This window comes from Pseudomonas fragi (assembly GCF_900105835.1).
Taxonomy (GTDB): Bacteria; Pseudomonadota; Gammaproteobacteria; order Pseudomonadales; family Pseudomonadaceae; genus Aquipseudomonas; species Aquipseudomonas fragi.
In genome coordinates this window covers 3,070,702-3,086,243 of record NZ_LT629783.1, presented here as the reverse complement: position 1 = coordinate 3,086,243, position 15,542 = coordinate 3,070,702, and the positions used below count along the sequence as shown (strand labels likewise).

At 59.0% G+C, this 15,542-nt stretch carries 12 protein-coding genes, 1 tRNA gene and 1 pseudogene; 9 read left to right on the top strand and 5 right to left on the bottom strand.

Annotated features, from left to right (window positions below):
- Positions 1-37: 37 nt before the first annotated feature.
- Both BLU25_RS14035 and BLU25_RS14030 read right to left on the bottom strand, forming a co-directional pair.
- The gene (locus BLU25_RS14035; RefSeq protein ID WP_016782988.1) at positions 38-1,867 is read right to left on the bottom strand and encodes a site-specific integrase; all 1,830 of its coding nucleotides are present in this window, start codon (positions 1,865-1,867) and stop codon (positions 38-40) included.
- A 109-nt stretch (positions 1,868-1,976) separates the two neighbouring features.
- Positions 1,977-2,053 (bottom strand) — tRNA-Arg (locus BLU25_RS14030).
- A gap of 346 nt (positions 2,054-2,399) precedes the next feature.
- On the opposite strand from BLU25_RS14030, the gene gabD reads away from it, so the two are divergent.
- The 3 genes from gabD (at position 2,400) to BLU25_RS14015 (ending at position 6,663) form a co-directional block, all read left to right on the top strand.
- Complete coding sequence (gene gabD / locus BLU25_RS14025; RefSeq protein ID WP_016782989.1) at positions 2,400-3,842, top strand: NADP-dependent succinate-semialdehyde dehydrogenase; 1,443 nt, start codon at positions 2,400-2,402, stop codon at positions 3,840-3,842.
- A gap of 177 nt (positions 3,843-4,019) precedes the next feature.
- Positions 4,020-5,303 (top strand): 4-aminobutyrate--2-oxoglutarate transaminase, encoded by a 1,284-nt coding sequence (gene gabT, locus BLU25_RS14020; protein WP_016782991.1) that lies wholly within the window; start codon positions 4,020-4,022, stop codon positions 5,301-5,303.
- A gap of 145 nt (positions 5,304-5,448) precedes the next feature.
- Entirely contained in the window at positions 5,449-6,663 is a 1,215-nt protein-coding gene (locus BLU25_RS14015; RefSeq protein ID WP_016782992.1) for an HDOD domain-containing protein, read from the top strand.
- Positions 6,664-6,776: 113 nt separating this feature from the next.
- Here the strand turns inward: BLU25_RS14015 and desA are convergent, their stop codons facing one another.
- Positions 6,777-7,961 (bottom strand): delta-9 fatty acid desaturase DesA, encoded by a 1,185-nt coding sequence (gene desA / locus BLU25_RS14010; RefSeq protein ID WP_029611668.1) that lies wholly within the window; start codon positions 7,959-7,961, stop codon positions 6,777-6,779.
- 149 nt (positions 7,962-8,110) lie between these two features.
- Between desA and dibA the strand changes: the two genes are divergently transcribed.
- Positions 8,111-10,033: a phosphodiesterase DibA gene (dibA, locus tag BLU25_RS14005; RefSeq protein WP_029611669.1), complete on the top strand. Its 1,923-nt coding sequence runs from the start codon at positions 8,111-8,113 to the stop codon at positions 10,031-10,033.
- Between the two features lie 7 nt (positions 10,034-10,040).
- Here dibA and BLU25_RS14000 read toward each other — a convergent pair whose 3' ends face one another.
- Positions 10,041-10,325, bottom strand: a complete 285-nt coding sequence (locus tag BLU25_RS14000) for a hypothetical protein (RefSeq protein WP_016782995.1) — start codon at positions 10,323-10,325, stop codon at positions 10,041-10,043.
- A 124-nt stretch (positions 10,326-10,449) separates the two neighbouring features.
- Here BLU25_RS14000 and BLU25_RS13995 point away from each other — a divergent pair, with 124 nt between their 5' ends.
- Positions 10,450-11,109 carry a glutathione S-transferase family protein gene (locus BLU25_RS13995; RefSeq protein WP_016782996.1) on the top strand — a complete coding sequence of 220 codons (660 nt, stop codon included), beginning with the start codon at positions 10,450-10,452 and terminating at the stop codon, positions 11,107-11,109.
- 67 nt (positions 11,110-11,176) lie between these two features.
- On the opposite strand, the gene argH is transcribed toward BLU25_RS13995, so the two are convergent.
- Positions 11,177-12,571, bottom strand: coding sequence for an argininosuccinate lyase (gene argH / locus BLU25_RS13990; RefSeq protein WP_083369690.1), 1,395 nt, complete (start codon positions 12,569-12,571; stop codon positions 11,177-11,179).
- 257 nt (positions 12,572-12,828) lie between these two features.
- On the opposite strand from argH, the pseudogene BLU25_RS23430 reads away from it, so the two are divergent.
- The 4 genes and pseudogenes from BLU25_RS23430 to BLU25_RS13975 all read left to right on the top strand — a co-directional run.
- Positions 12,829-12,960 (top strand): annotated as a pseudogene (locus tag BLU25_RS23430) (sensor histidine kinase); the annotation flags it as partial.
- On the top strand, positions 12,957-13,703 hold the full coding sequence (locus tag BLU25_RS13985) for a LytR/AlgR family response regulator transcription factor (protein WP_016782997.1): 747 nt from the start codon (positions 12,957-12,959) through the stop codon (positions 13,701-13,703). The pseudogene BLU25_RS23430 and the gene BLU25_RS13985, both read left to right, overlap by 4 nt.
- A 127-nt stretch (positions 13,704-13,830) precedes the next feature.
- Positions 13,831-14,772 carry a hydroxymethylbilane synthase gene (gene hemC / locus BLU25_RS13980; RefSeq protein WP_016782998.1) on the top strand — a complete coding sequence of 314 codons (942 nt, stop codon included), beginning with the start codon at positions 13,831-13,833 and terminating at the stop codon, positions 14,770-14,772.
- Positions 14,769-15,536, top strand: a complete 768-nt coding sequence (locus BLU25_RS13975; protein ID WP_016782999.1) for a uroporphyrinogen-III synthase — start codon at positions 14,769-14,771, stop codon at positions 15,534-15,536. Before hemC ends, BLU25_RS13975 begins: the two co-directional genes overlap by 4 nt.
- The last annotated feature ends 6 nt before the right edge of the window (positions 15,537-15,542 follow it).

Here is a 15,542-nt window from a genome sequence, read left to right as displayed (position 1 = left end):
GCCGTGTGAAGGGCAGACTTGGAACGTCTCGCTCAAATCAGGCTGGCCGTTCAGTTTGGTTAAGGTTGTAGGCCTCTCGATGTCGCTGAATAGATGGCTTGAGCTTGTATCCAAGGCGCGCCTCAAAGTCCTCGTATGTGACGTTAGAGAAATCGACAGGAATGGTAAGACTTTCCAAGATTTCCTGCTTCTTCAATTGGCTAAACCCGTTGCCGTACTTAGCTACCTGACCTTCCTTGCCTCTTGAATGTCCCGTAAGGTCGGGTAGTACGAGATACGCCTCTCCCCCAGCTTCACGGGCAAGATCGGTAAAGGTGTGACGAAAGCTATGAAAATTCTTCCGGTCGGTCTTGCCGTCAGTATCTCTTTCGCGGATACCGCACTTAAAAAAGTATCCGGATGCTGGGGTGCTCGCGCTAGGGAAGCGGCAGAAGAAATGAGTGGCATTGCTAGCCCACCCCTTTTTGGGGTTGTAGGTCAGGCCGTCTGAGAACAACTTTTCGCGTCCTTCCTTGACAGCTTGATCTACGAAAGAGAGAAAGCCCATGCGAATAAGCTCGCTGTGAATGGGTAAAACCCTACGGCTGGACTGATTCTTCAATGACTTAGGTAGTGGTCGATCCAATTCGTCGTCCATCATGCTGATAGTCCATATGCCTTCAGCCCTTGTTTTGCTTACGTCTTCTGTGTCGAGCTGACAAAGTTCGTTAAGTCGCCCTCCGGTGAAAAGACCCAGCATGGGGAGCCAGAATTGATACGGATAAATGGCATTACTTCGATCTAAAGCAATGCCGGTGTACAGATAACCAGAGAAGATCGCTTTCAGATCGTTCTTGGAGAATGCCTTCTCGACAGTTTTCTCGCCTGCGGGGTGATGGTTAATTGGCGGTCTGTCCGGTGAGTTGGGGTGGATTTTGGTCATCCCCTTTCGAAATGCGAAGTTGTGGAGAGCTCCGAGCCTAATAGTTATTTTTTCAATTGTTCCAGATCCAATTCGCGGCTCGCCCTTATTTGCAAGGATTGACTCGCTCGGGGAGTCGGGACTTGGGAGTTTTGCGCCTCGGCTGACTCGGATATCAAAAATCTGCGAGTAGATACGCTCGAAATCTTCAAGCGTCAGGCGATTGATTGGTTTATTGCCACTCAAGATGTTCAGCCTGCAAGCATGCCCCTGCTCATCCTCTTTGGTGCGCTCCGACTTTCTGTTGTTTTTGGCAAGCTTTGCGAGGGCTTCCCAGTGCAGTTCCCATAGTTTGTGCAGCGTTGGTCCGTCAGGTTGAGTCGCCATAACTACTTCAGCCAATACGCCGGTGCTTTGGATCGGTTGCAGCGTCAGCCGCTCTATGAGCACTGGTAAAAGCTTTTTGAACTGAGGTAACGGCAAAATACTGCCTTGAGCTTGAAGCTGCTCAGCGAGCCTTTGCATACTTACGGGGATGGTCCTTGCGCTGTTACCTGTCAGAGCCGTCGTTATGAGATTTCGGCGCTGCTGCTCATCGATTTCAAGCCATTCGTCGTCGGAAAGGGCGGACGGAGAGCTTTGCGGTTTCTTGGCATCTACAGAGTGAGAAGCCCAAATGCCTGGGGCTTCAGCTTTCGCTATTTCGCTGAGGTAGATTTCGTAATCTTCATCAGTAGGCTCGTAATCGTCTTGTTCGGCCACAACTAGCACCTTGTCAAAAGCAGCTTCGAAACGTGCAGCGTATTGCCGGGCGCGGCGAAGCGCCAGCCGTAAGCTGTCGGTTTTGAGCGAACGACGAATCTCCCGCTGAAGACCGAATGCGGCGCGCAGTCGAAGTGGTACTACTATGCGGAAATAGTAGGTGCGGTGGCGATTGAGTGTGATGTAAGAGGGTTGGGCTGGCATTGCTGGCACCTTTGCGATGCCCCACCTGAAGGCACTGTGAAATGCCCCACTAGCCTTTCAGACCCTCTGCTTGTCGATAAATGTATACCGGACAAGCAGTTACAGGAGATGGCGCACCAGGCGGGATTCGAACCCACGACCCCTGCCTTCGGAGGGCAGTACTCTATCCAGCTGAGCTACTGGTGCAGCGCGGCGCCATCATACTCATCTGCGTGTCAGCCGTCCATGCCGCTGATTCGTCAGGTGTTTCCTGGCGCGTTATGGGCTATTAATGGGGGCCGGGTGATAAAACGGTGAAGTCTGATGCCTTGTTCTTTTTTTCGAACAGACTATTGTCCTTTACCCCCTTTGACCCTAGGATTCGTTTGAGATTTCAAACGCTCTTGTCTGAGTGCTGAATCGCACGTCCTGTTTTTTGTGCGTCATTTAGATACTTTGGCAGTGAATGACTTCCTGACGGCAGCCTTCTACGGCGCCTTTCTACTTAAATAATTCGCTCCGCGCCTGCGCGGTGCTGTTAAGGAAAGCCCACATGCAGCTCAAAGACGCACAGTTGTTCCGCCAGCAAGCCTATATCGATGGTGCCTGGGTTGATGCCGACGGTGGCCAGACCATCAAGGTCAACAACCCGGCGACCGGTGAAATCATCGGTACCGTGCCAAAAATGGGCGCGGTGGAAACCCGTCGTGCCATTGAAGCCGCAGACAAAGCGTTGCCGGCCTGGCGTGCCCTGACCGCCAAAGAGCGTGCAACCAAGCTGCGTCGCTGGTTTGAGCTGCTGATCGAAAACCAGGACGACCTCGGCCGCCTGATGACCCTGGAGCAGGGCAAGCCGCTGACCGAGGCCAAGGGCGAAATCGTCTACGCCGCTTCGTTTATCGAGTGGTTTGCCGAAGAAGCCAAGCGTATCTACGGCGACGTGATCCCGGGCCATCAGCCGGACAAGCGCCTGATCGTGATCAAGCAGCCGATCGGCGTAACCGCTGCCATTACCCCGTGGAACTTCCCGGCGGCCATGATCACCCGTAAAGCTGGCCCGGCCCTGGCCGCCGGTTGCACCATGGTGATCAAGCCAGCTTCGCAAACCCCGTTCTCGGCCCTGGCCCTGGTTGAACTGGCCCACCGTGCTGGCATCCCTAAAGGCGTGTTGAGCGTTGTAACCGGCAGTGCCGGCGATATCGGTGGCGAGCTGACCAGCAACCCGATCGTGCGCAAACTGTCCTTCACCGGCTCGACCGAAATCGGTCGCCAGCTGATGGCCGAATGCGCCAAGGACATCAAGAAAGTGTCGCTGGAACTGGGCGGCAACGCGCCGTTCATCGTGTTCGACGACGCGGACCTGGATAAGGCCGTCGAAGGCGCAATCATCTCCAAATACCGTAACAACGGTCAGACCTGCGTATGTGCCAACCGCCTGTACATTCAGGACTCGGTCTACGATGCCTTCGCTGAAAAACTCAAAGTGGCGGTGGGCAAGCTCAAGATCGGCAACGGTCTGGATGAAGGCACCACCACTGGCCCGTTGATCGACGACAAGGCCGTGGCCAAGGTCAAGGAGCACATCGCTGACGCACTGAGCAAGGGCGCGACCCTGCTGACCGGTGGCAACAGCCTGGAAGGCAGCTTCTTCGAACCGACCATCCTGGTGAACGTGCCGAAAAACGCCGCCGTGGCGAAGGAAGAAACCTTCGGCCCGCTGGCGCCACTGTTCCGCTTCAAAGACGAAGCCGAAGTGATCGCGATGGCCAACGACACCGAGTTCGGCCTGGCGTCGTACTTCTATGCCCGCGACCTGAGCCGTGTGTTCCGTGTGGCTGAGGCGCTGGAGTACGGCATGGTGGGCGTCAACACCGGCCTGATCTCCAACGAAGTCGCGCCGTTTGGCGGGATCAAGGCGTCGGGCCTGGGCCGTGAAGGCTCCAAGTACGGCATCGAAGACTACCTGGAAATCAAATATCTCTGCCTGGGTATCTAACCCGGCGGGTGGTTCAAGCAGAGGGGGCACGAGAGCGATGCTTCCCCTGCGTTTCAAACTGTTAATTTTTGTGGCCGGGAGCGCCATGCCAGTCGATCATCGCATGCTGGCATGGGTGTCTGCCTGGCGCGTCAGCCTTGAACCACGCCGCTTGATCAGCGGCGAATGAGGAACACCATGAGCAACAAGACCAACGCATCCCTGATGAAACGCCGTGAAGCCGCTGTTCCGCGCGGTGTTGGCCAGATCCACCCGATCTTTGCCGAATCGGCGAAAAACGCCACCGTTACCGACGTTGAAGGTCGTGAGTTCATTGACTTCGCAGGCGGTATCGCGGTACTGAACACCGGTCACCTGCACCCGAAAATCATTGCCGCGGTGCAAGAGCAACTGACCAAGCTGACCCACACCTGCTTCCAGGTGCTGGCGTACGAGCCTTACGTTGAGCTGTGCGAAAAGATCAACGCCAAGGTCCCGGGCAATTTCGACAAGAAAACCCTGCTGGTCACCACCGGTTCCGAAGCCGTTGAAAACGCCGTGAAAATCGCCCGTGCCGCGACTGGCCGTGCTGGCGTGATCGCCTTCACCGGCGCGTACCACGGTCGCACCATGATGACCCTGGGCCTGACCGGCAAAGTCGTGCCGTACTCGGCCGGCATGGGCCTGATGCCGGGCGGTATCTTCCGTGCCCTGTACCCGTGCGAGCTGCACGGCGTGAGCGTTGACGATTCCATCGCCAGCATCGAGCGCATCTTCAAGAACGACGCCGAGCCTAAAGACATCGCCGCCATCATCATCGAGCCGGTACAGGGCGAAGGTGGCTTCTATGTGGCACCGAAAGCGTTTATGGCCCGCCTGCGCGAGCTGTGTGACAAGCACGGCATCCTGCTGATCGCGGACGAAGTGCAAACCGGCGCTGGCCGTACTGGCACCTTCTTCGCCATGGAACAGATGGGCGTGACTGCCGACCTGACCACCTTCGCCAAATCCATCGCTGGCGGCTTCCCGCTGGCCGGTGTGTGCGGCAAGGCCGAGTACATGGACGCCATCGCTCCAGGCGGCCTGGGCGGCACCTATGCCGGTAGCCCGATTGCTTGCGCAGCAGCGCTGGCGGTACTGGATGTGTTCGAAGAAGAGCACCTGCTGGACCGTTGCAAGGAAGTCGGCGAGCGCCTGGTAACAGGCCTCAAGGCTATCCAGGCCAAGCACCCGGTGATTGGTGATGTGCGTGCGCTGGGCGCGATGATCGCGGTCGAGCTGTTCGAAGGCGGCGACTCGCACAAGCCGAACCCGACAGCCGTGGCCCAAGTGGTTGCCAAGGCGCGCGACAAGGGTTTGATCCTGCTGTCATGCGGCACTTACGGCAACGTCCTGCGCGTGCTGGTGCCGCTGACCTCGCCAAACGAGCAGCTGGACAAAGGCCTGGCTATCATCGAAGAGTGCTTCGCCGAACTGGTGTAAGCCCCGCGCTTGACGCTGTGACCTGATAGACAAAAAAACCGCTTCGGCGGTTTTTTTGCGTCTGATCCATCGAAATGGGTGTTTTTGCCTGTATCCGCGTGCGCCCTTTGACTAAGGTGCCTGTATCGCACGGGGAGCAAATTGGATGACGGTTGTAGATTTAAAAGCAGCACCCACTGTATTGATTGCCGAGGCCGACCCCTGGACCCGGGACTTGCTCAAGCAAGTGGTGCTGACTGTACGTTGCGACGCTCAACTGGATGTCTGTGGCGACGGCCAGCAGGCGCTTGCACAGTTGGGCAAGCAAACCTACGGCCTGGTGATTGCTGACCGTGATCTGCCGGGCATCGGTGGCCTGGATCTGCTGCGCAGTGTTCGCCAGCGTCGCGCAGTTGCCGCGCAGCCCTTTATTTTGCTGAGTGCACGCAATGACAGCGCCAGTGTGCGTGAAGCATTGCCCCTGGCGCCTACGGCCTACCTGACCATGCCACTGGACATTGCCGGGCTGACCAAGCGCCTCACGGGGTTATTGCTTGAGGCGGGGCAAGAGATCTTGTGTGACGTGCCGGCGCTGGCGCCCGGCATGACCCTCAAGCGTTATCTGGAACAGCACCGTGCGTCTTCAGATGGCGCGCCGCTCAAGGTTGATGCGCAGTCGGCGCTCAGGAACAGCCTGGGTCCTGATGGGCTTGATCTTGCGCAGCTTGAGCAGCAGATGCGTACCGATCCACACATTACTGCGGTGCTGATTGCGGCCGCCAACAGCGCGGCGCAGCACCTTGCGAGCCCGGCCCAGACCCTTGCACAAGCCATGCAGCGGCTGGGGCCTGCGCAAAGCATGAACTTGATACAGGGGCTGACCCTAAAGCCCGGCGCGCAGTTAAGCGATGCGTGCCTGGCGGACTACGCCGAGGGTTATTGGGCCTTGTCACAGCGGGCAGCAGACTACGGCCGCACATTGGCAGGCATGCTCAATCTGGATCAGGAGCGTTGTTACTGCGCCGGGTTGTTGCACTGCCTGGGTGATCTGGCCGTGTTGCGTTGCTTGCAGGAATGGCGCCAGGCGGGTGGTGAGCTGGATACGCCGGCGATCGATGCCTCTCTGGCCGAGTTTGGCGCAGCCTATGGCTCGGCGTTACGCACGCGCTGGCGCTTGCCGTTGGAGCTGCGGGAGCTGATTGCGGCCATGTATCACTTGGGCGGCGGGGTGTATTCGCGTGAAGCGCTGGTGATGAACCTGGCGGCGCAAGTGGCCAATCTGGAAACAGAAGAGGGGATTGCCGAGGTGGCGGGCGGGAAGACCGCGCGCTTTTTGCGGGTGGGTATGTCGCAGCTCTTGCAACTGATCGATAAACCGTAAAGGTGGGAGCGGGCTTGCTCGCGATTCAGGCGCCGCGGGTGGTCAGGCAAACCGCGGTGGTTGCATCGCGAGCAAGCCCGCTCCCACCTGATCGGTGGAGGCGAGGCCCGTCTTTAAACCGCTGCAGGCCTCAGCGAATAGGTCTTGAGCTGGTGGGCAAAGTCGCGCAGCGACTGGATCCCGCTGGCCTCTGCCTCGTGTACCCATTCCTTGATCGCCGCCAGCATGTCGTGACCGTTGGTGCTGGTCTTGACCCAGATCTGTTGCAGGGCCAGGCGCTTCTCGTAAATCACTTTCAGCGACTGGCTGTGCTCCAGCATCTTCTCGATCCGCTGATGATGGCGATCTTCAAGCAGGCTGGTCTCGCGCGACAGCAGGCGCTTGGCGCGGCGGAACTGGTGGCGCACCGAATGATCGACCTTGGCCAGCTCTTGCTGCACCAGCGGCGCGATCACCAGCTTGCGGTACTGGGCCATGATCTGGAAACGGTTGTTGAGGATCGCCATCGCGGTGTCCATGTCCAGGTTGCCCTTGCCTTCCACCCGGTGGGCAATCGGCGCAACACGCTGAACCTTGGCCAGACGCAAAAAGCTGAAGACCTTGATCCAGGCCCAACCCAGGTCGAACTCCCACTTCTTGACCGACAGCTTGGCCGAGTTGGGGTAAGTGTGATGGTTGTTGTGCAGCTCTTCACCGCCAATGATGATGCCCCACGGCACCAGGTTGGTGGCCGCGTCGCGGCACTCGAAGTTGCGATAACCCACCGCGTGACCCAAACCGTTGACCACGCCTGCCGCCCACACCGGGATCCACATCATCTGGATGGCCCAGATGGTCAGGCCGATGGCACCGAACAGCAGCAGGTCGATGACCAGCATAAGGGCCACGCCGAGCATTTTGTAACGCGAATAAAGATTTCGCTCAATCCAGTCTTCAGGGCAGTTTTTGCCGTAAATGCGCAGTGTTTCAGGATTTTGCGCTTCTTCGCGATACAGCTCTGCACCTTTTCGCAAAACGGTCGATAACCCTTTGATCACCGGGCTGTGCGGGTCATCGACGGTTTCGCATTTGGCGTGGTGTTTGCGGTGGATGGCTGTCCACTCGCGGGTGTTCTGCGCGGTGGTGAGCCACAGCCAGAAGCGGAAAAAGTGTTTCAGGCCACCATTGAGCTCCAATGAGCGGTGGGCTGAGTAGCGGTGTAGATAAACCGTGACACCGATAATGGTCACGTGGGTCATCAACAGAGTGACTGCCACCAGTTGCCAGGCTGACAAGTCGAGAAAACCGTTGTACCACATAGGCTGTTTGGCCCTCGGGAAGATGAAAAAAACTGCAACACGCATTATCACCATGCAGCCAGATAAAACCAGTCGGCCTTTCAGATAAGAGTGCCGGGATGTTTCTTACACTATAATTCCCATTTTTTTGTAGGTGCATTAACTTTCTTATGTCTGTTTCTTCTCGCGATGCCTTGCGTACGGCCTTGTTATACGGGCTGCTAGCGGTTTTCTGGCTGCTGGTAACTGATCATTTATTGAGCAGTTATTTCGATGATTCAGCACAATTGGTGAGGTGGCAGCAGATAAATGGCTATGTTTTTGCCTTGTTCAGCGCCGTACTGATTTTTTTCGCCCGGGCCCGTTTATTCGATTTTCTGGGCATGAACCCCGGCCTGAAGCGCCAGCGTCAGGATCAGGAGCGCTTGCGCCAGGCGGCAGTGGTGTTTGACTGCACCCGTGAAGGGGTGCTGGTCAGCGACAGCCGCGGGGTGATCGTTCACGTTAATCGTGCCCTGGTGGAGATCACGGGCTACCCGGCCGAAGAGGTGCTTGGTCGCCGCCCGAACATGTTCAAGTCGGGCCGTCACGGCCCCGAGTTCTACCAGGCAATGTTCAAGACCATCGACGAGCACGGCGAGTGGCACGGCGAAATCTGGAACCGGCGCAAAAGTGGCGAGGTTTACCCGCAGTGGCAAACCGTGCGTGCGATTACCGATGACAAGGGCCTGGTTAGCCACTATGTCGCGGTTTTTTCGGATATCTCCGCGATCAAGAACTCCCAGACCGAGCTGGCGCGCCTGGTTCACCATGACCCCCTGACCGACCTGCCCAACCGCCTGCTGTTCACCGACCGTACCGAGCAGGCTCTGGCTTCTGCACAACGCCACCAGACCGGCTGCGCGCTGCTGATGATTGATCTCGACCACTTCAAGATCATCAATGACAGCCTGGGCCACAACGTCGGCGACCTGCTGCTCAAGGCGGTGGCCGAGCGTTTGCTCAGGGTGTTTGGCAAGGGCTTTACCGTGGCCCGGCTGGGCGGCGATGAGTTCGCCGTGCTGATCGACAGCTGTGCGCAAGCGAGCCAGGCCGCCGGGCTTGCGCAGCAGGTGCTGGAGATCATGAAAGGCCCGTTTGATGTCGACAAGCATCAGCTGTTTATCAGCGCCAGCGTTGGCATCAGCGTGTTCCCCGGCGATGCGTTGAACGCCGAGCAATTGCTGCGCAATGCCGACTCGGCGCTGTTCAAGGCCAAAAGCTCGGGGCGCGAGGGGTATGCCTTGTACACCGAAGAGCTGACGGCCCACGCCCAGTACCGGGTCGAGGTGGCCAGCGATTTGCGCCGTGCCCTGGAGCAGCAAGAGCTGCGCGTGTATTACCAACCGGTGCATGAACTTAAAACCAGCCGCTTGATTGGCGTTGAGGCTCTGGTGCGCTGGGAGCACCCGCAGCGCGGGCTGTTGGCGCCGGGAGAGTTTATCCCGATCGCGGAACGCACCGGGCTGATTGCCGAAATTGACGCCTGGGTGCTGGAGCAGGCCTGTTGGCAGATGGTGCAGTGGCAGGGGGCGGGCGTGGAGCTGGCGTTTGTGGCGGTGAACATTTCCAGCCGCCTGTTTGCCCGGCCCGAGCTGTTCGCGCTGGTGTCCACGGTGCTGGCGGATACCGGCCTGGACCCGGCCCTGCTGGAACTGGAAGTGACCGAAAGTGCGGTGATGGACAACTCGCAAGTGGCCCTGGAGCAGATGCATCGCCTGCGGGCTCTGGGTTTGCGCCTGGCTATCGATGATTTCGGCACCGGCTTTTCATCGCTGCTGCGCCTCAAGCGCTTGCCCGTGCAGAAGCTGAAAATCGATCAGGGCTTTGTCGCCGGCTTGCCCGGGGACAATGATGATGTGGCAATCGTGCGTGCCGTTATCGCTTTGGGTCAAAGCATGGGCTTGCAGGTGCATGCCGAAGGCATAGAGCAGGTCGGGCAGGCGCAGTTCCTGCTCGACCTTGACTGCGACCTGGGCCAGGGCTACTGGTTCGGGCGCCCGATGCCTGCCCAGGATCTGGACTGGCAAAGGGCGCCGGCGATTCGCCCCTGAACCGGGTTCAGTCCTTTTCTGGCGGCAGGGTCGGCAGCGCGCGCAGGGCGGCTTCGTACCACTCGGTGTTAAAGGCGCGGTCTTCTTCGAGGATCGCGTCAATTTCCACGGCCAGCACATGGGCCATCATCTGCAGGATATCGTCGCGCTCGTAGCCAACCAGGGTCAGTTTGTTGAACGTGGCCTTGGCGGCAGGCGGGTTGTCGCTTTCAATCTGGTTTTCAATCGCCTGGATCAGGGTGGATTCGGCGAATTCTTCTTCTTCGTTGTCGATATCGGTTGGCTCGCTCATGGCAGGCTCCTCAAGTAAAGGCGGCCAGTCTAACTGCATTCAAGCCAGTGATGCTGCTAGCCAGCCTGACGGCGAAGCTCTATAACAGCTGCAGCCAACCCCAACACGGCCTGGAGGCTTTGTAATGCTCAAGCTTTATGGATTCGCAGTCAGCAACTACTACAACATGGTCAAGCTGGCGCTGCTGGAAAAGGGCGTGCCCTTTGAAGAGGTGCCGTTTTTCGCTGGCAAGACCCCGGAGGCCCTGGCCATCAGCCCCCGTGGCAAAGTCCCGGCCCTGGGCGTTGCGCAAGGTTTTATCAACGAAACCAGCGTGATCCTCGAATATATCGAGCAAACGCAAACAGGCCCGAAACTGCTGCCGGTTGACCCGTTCGAGCGCGCCCAGGTGCTGGCGCTGGCCAAGGAAATCGAGCTGTATATCGAACTGCCGGCCCGTGCTTGCTACCCCGAGGCGTTCTTCGGCATGCAAGTGCCCGACGTGATCAAGGAAAAGGCGCGCACCGAGCTGCTCGAGGGTATTGCTTCGCTGGGCCGTCACGGCAAGTTTGCGCCTTATGTGGCGGGCGACACCCTGAGCGTGGCGGATATCTACTTCGCCTTCAGCGTTGACCTGGCCTGTGCGGTGGCGCACAAGGTGTTTGGCCTCGACCTGCTGGCAGACATGCCGGGGGCCGCGGCCTTGCTGGAACGTCTGAAGCAAAACCCGCATGTGCAAAAAATCGCCGCGGACAAAGACGCCGCCATGCCACAGTTCCTGGCCTGGATCAGCAGCAAGAAATAACCCTCGCGTCGGCGCTGGATAAAAAAACGGGCACCCCAGGGTGCCCGTTTTTTGTATTGCCTGACGCTTAACGGCTGGCCAGCAACGCCTTGCCGCGCACAACTGCTGCTTTCACTTGCGCCGGCGCGGTGCCGCCGATGTGATTACGCGCATTGACCGAACCTTCAAGGGTCAGCACGGCAAACACATCGTCTTCGATCTGATCGCTGAACTGACGCAGTTCTTCAAGGCTCATTTCCGCCAGGTCCTTGCCGGTCTCAACGCCATACTTCACGGCGTGGCCAACGATTTCGTGGCAATCACGGAACGGCAGGCCACGGCGAACCAGGTAGTCGGCCAGATCGGTCGCGGTGGAGAAACCGCGCAAGGCGGCTTCACGCATGATCGCGTGCTTGGGCTTGATCGCCGGGATCATGTCGGCAAAGGCGCGCAGCGAGTCACGCAGGGTGTCAGCGGCGTCGAACAGCGGCTCCTTGTCTTCCTGGTTGTCCTTGTTGTAGGCCAGAGGCTGGCCCTTCATCAAGGTCAGCAGGCCCATCAGCGCGCCGAATACACGGCCGCTTTTGCCGCGCACCAACTCCGGCACGTCGGGGTTTTTCTTTTGCGGCATGATCGAGCTGCCGGTGCAGAAGCGGTCGGGCAGGTCGATAAACTGGAATTGCGCGCTGGTCCACAGCACCAGCTCTTCGGAGAAACGCGACAAGTGCATCATCGCGATGCTGGCGGCGGCGCAGAACTCGATGGCGAAGTCGCGATCGGACACGTTGTCCAGCGAGTTGCCGCCTACGGCGTCAAAGCCCAGCAGTTGCGCGGTGAATTCGCGGTCGATCGGGTAGGTGGTGCCCGCCAGTGCCGCGCTGCCCAAGGGCATGCGGTTGGTGCGCTTGCGGCAGTCGACCAGGCGCTCGTAATCGCGGCTGAGCATCTCGAACCAGGCCAGCATATGGTGACCGAACGTCACCGGCTGTGCGGTCTGCAGGTGGGTAAAGCCGGGCATGATGGTCTCGGCTTCACGCTCTGCCTGTTCCAGCAGGCCTTTTTGCAGGCGGGTGATTTCAGCCAGGATCAGGTCGATTTCGTCGCGCAGCCACAAACGGATATCGGTCGCGACCTGGTCATTACGGCTGCGCCCGGTGTGCAGTTTTTTACCGGTCACGCCGATGCGATCGGTCAGACGCGCTTCGATGTTCATGTGCACGTCTTCCAGGTCGATGCGCCAGTCGAATTGACCGGCTTCGATTTCGCTCTGGATGGTTTTGAGGCCGTCGATGATGCTGTCGCGCTCGGCATCGGTCAGCACGCCAACCTTGGCCAGCATCGTGGCGTGAGCCACGGAGCCCATGATGTCGTGGCGATAAAGGCGCTGGTCGAAAGTGACGGAGGCGGTGAAACGCGCAACGAAGGCGTCGACGGGTTCACTGAAGCGGCCGCCCCAGGACTGATTGGTCTTGTCGGTGCTCATGGATTCGCTCGTAATCGGCTGAGGGGAGTTACACAAATAGTTACCGCGGATCATAACAGGGTTGCCATTCATGGCGTTGACGCAGCTCGGCAGGTTTTTGTGTGAAGTGCGGTATAAATAAATTTCCGAAACGAAATGTATCGTTTGAATACTTTCGCCTTGGCAACCGTCTACAGTTGGTCGTATGGATCAGTCATAGCAGGTCTTTGTAGATTGCCAGACGTATCCGGTATTAAATCGAGCAATCGAGACGGGTGAATTTAGCTGCCAGGTTTGCGGCACTTTTTGGCCTTCGCGCTAGTCTTAGCGTGGATCGCCGTGACAGTCGTCACATCACCTGTCTACGCTATCCTTGTGCGAGACTCACGCAGGAATACAGCGCTATATGAATGTCCTGATCGTTGATGACGAAACCCTGGCCCGCGAGCATTTGAGCCATTTGCTCAGCACGCTCGGGGGTTATACGTTGCTGGAGCCTGGCGCCACCAATGGCGAAGAGGCACTTACCCTGATCGAAAACCTGAAGCCGGATGTCGTTTTGCTCGATATTCGCCTGCCAGGCCTCGACGGGTTGCAGGTTGCAGCCAAATTATGCGAGCGCGAGCTACCGCCTTCGGTGGTGTTTTGCGTGGCCCCTGATGAGTTTTCCGTGCAGGCCCTGCAAGACAGCGGTGTCAGCTATGTGCTCAAGCCGGTCACCGCGCAGGCCCTGAGTGCTGCCCTCAAGGAGGCGCACCGGCCCAATCGCGTGCAACTGGCCGCACTTACCCGGCCGGCTGCGCAAACCGGTAGTGGCCCGCGCAGTCATATCAGTGCCAGAACCCGAAAAGGCATTGAACTGATCCCCATCGACCAGGTGATCTACTTTATTGCCGACCACAAATACGTGACCTTGCGCCACGCGGGCGGTGAGGTGTTGCTGGATGAACCGCTAAAAGCCCTTGAAGACGAGTTTGGTGAGCGCTTTGTGCGTATCCACCGCAATGCGTTGGTGGCGCGTGATCGTATCGAGCGTTTGCAACGCACGCCGCTGGGGCATTTTCAGCTGTTCCTGCGCGGGCTCAACGGTGATGCGCTGATCGTCAGCCGCAGGCATGTGGCGGGTGTGCGCAAGATGATGCAGCAGCTGTAATTCGCGTTCTAAAAAGGCGCGGGCGCGCCGTTTTGGGCCAGGGAGGCCGAGGACTTTCTGATACAAGTCAAAGCTGTTTTGGCTGAGCTGTTATTATCAGCCGTATCTTTTCAGTACGGATTGATCCATGTCCTCTCGCGAAATCCGCATCGCTACCCGTAAAAGCGCCCTGGCTCTGTGGCAGGCCGAATACGTCAAAGCCCGTTTAGAGCAGGCTCACCCCGGTATTTTGGTGACGCTGGTGCCCATGGTCAGCCGTGGTGACAAGCTGCTGGACTCGCCGCTGTCAAAAATCGGCGGCAAGGGCCTGTTCGTCAAGGAGCTGGAAACCGCCCTGCTCGACAACGAAGCAGATATCGCCGTGCACTCCATGAAAGACGTACCGATGGACTTCCCTGAAGGCCTGGGTCTGTTTTGCATTTGCGAGCGCGAAGATCCGCGTGACGCCTTCGTTTCCAATACCTATGCCAGCCTCGACGATTTGCCCCGGGGCAGCATTGTCGGCACGTCGAGCCTGCGCCGTCAGGCCCAGTTGCTGACTCGTCGCCCGGACCTGCAAATCCGTTTTCTGCGTGGCAACGTCAATACCCGTCTGGCCAAGCTCGATGCCGGTGAATACGACGCCATTATCCTCGCGGCTGCCGGCCTGATCCGTCTCGGTTTTGAAGACCGCATCACGTCGGCGATCAGCATCGAAGACAGCTTGCCCGCCGGTGGCCAAGGCGCAGTGGGCATCGAATGCCGTAGCGCGGACAGCGAAATTCATGCCTTGTTGACGCCGTTGCATCACGCCGATACGGCCGTGCGCGTCACGGCCGAACGTGCGCTGAACAAGCACCTCAATGGCGGCTGCCAAGTACCGATTGCCTGTTATGCCGTGCTTGAAGGCGAGCAGCTCTGGTTGCGTGGCCTGGTCGGTGAGCCGAGCGGTGGTGTGTTGCTCAGTGCTGACGCCCGTGCGCCGCGTGCGGCTGCCAGCGAGCTGGGGGTGCAGGTGGCCGAGGCGCTGCTGGCCCAGGGTGCCGGAGACATTCTCAAAGCCGTTTATGGTGAGGCAGGTCACGAGTGACCGGTTGGCGCCTGCTGCTGACCCGGCCTGCCGAGGAGTCCGCAGCCCTGGCCGATGAGCTGGCGGCTGCCGGTATCTTCAGCAGCAGCCTGCCATTGCTGGCGATTGCCCCGTTGGCCATGAGCGACGCCCAGCGTGCGCTGATGGCCGGCCTTGACCGTTATTGCGCGGTGATTGTGGTCAGCAAGCCGGCGGCGCGCCTGGGGCTTGAGCTGATGCGCCAGTACTGGCCGCAGGCGCCGCAGCAGAAGTGGTTCACTGTAGGCGCCGCGACGGCGCAGATTCTCGCCGCCCACGGCCTCGATGTTAGCTACCCTCAATGGGGCGATGACAGTGAGGCGCTGCTGGCAATGCCCGCGTTCACCTCGGCGGTGAGGGGCGTGCAGCCCAAGGTGCTGATTCTGCGCGGGGAGGGCGGTCGCGAGATGCTGGCTGAGCGTCTACGCAGCCTCGGCGCGCAGGTCGACTACCTTGAACTCTATCGTCGCGAGCTGCCGTCATACCCGCCTGCGACCCTGCATAAGCGGGTTACAGGGGAACGCCTGAACGCGCTGGTGGTCAGCAGTGGGCAGGGTCTTGAACATTTACACCACTTGGCAGGGGATGACTGGCCGCAGCTTGCACGCCTGCCATTGTTTGTTCCAAGCCCCCGGGTTGCTGAGCTGGCACGCAGCGCCGGGGCGCAACATGTTGTGGATTGTCGTGGCGCGAGCGCTGCGGCTTTGCTGGCGGCGCTGCGGGAACATCCCGCACCTGCTTTCTAATGCAAA

Bases quoted from the DNA above. Each gene is read 5' to 3' on its own strand.
- BLU25_RS14035 (WP_016782988.1), bottom strand. From the start codon at position 1,867: ATGCCAGCCCAACCCTCTTACATCACACTCAATCGCCACCGCACCTAC.
- gabD (WP_016782989.1), top strand. From the start codon at position 2,400: ATGCAGCTCAAAGACGCACAGTTGTTCCGCCAGCAAGCCTATATCGAT.
- gabT (WP_016782991.1), top strand. From the start codon at position 4,020: ATGAGCAACAAGACCAACGCATCCCTGATGAAACGCCGTGAAGCCGCT.
- BLU25_RS14015 (WP_016782992.1), top strand. From the start codon at position 5,449: ATGACGGTTGTAGATTTAAAAGCAGCACCCACTGTATTGATTGCCGAG.
- desA (WP_029611668.1), bottom strand. From the start codon at position 7,961: ATGTGGTACAACGGTTTTCTCGACTTGTCAGCCTGGCAACTGGTGGCA.
- dibA (WP_029611669.1), top strand. From the start codon at position 8,111: ATGTCTGTTTCTTCTCGCGATGCCTTGCGTACGGCCTTGTTATACGGG.
- BLU25_RS14000 (WP_016782995.1), bottom strand. From the start codon at position 10,325: ATGAGCGAGCCAACCGATATCGACAACGAAGAAGAAGAATTCGCCGAA.
- BLU25_RS13995 (WP_016782996.1), top strand. From the start codon at position 10,450: ATGCTCAAGCTTTATGGATTCGCAGTCAGCAACTACTACAACATGGTC.
- argH (WP_083369690.1), bottom strand. From the start codon at position 12,571: ATGAGCACCGACAAGACCAATCAGTCCTGGGGCGGCCGCTTCAGTGAA.
- BLU25_RS13985 (WP_016782997.1), top strand. From the start codon at position 12,957: ATGAATGTCCTGATCGTTGATGACGAAACCCTGGCCCGCGAGCATTTG.
- hemC (WP_016782998.1), top strand. From the start codon at position 13,831: ATGTCCTCTCGCGAAATCCGCATCGCTACCCGTAAAAGCGCCCTGGCT.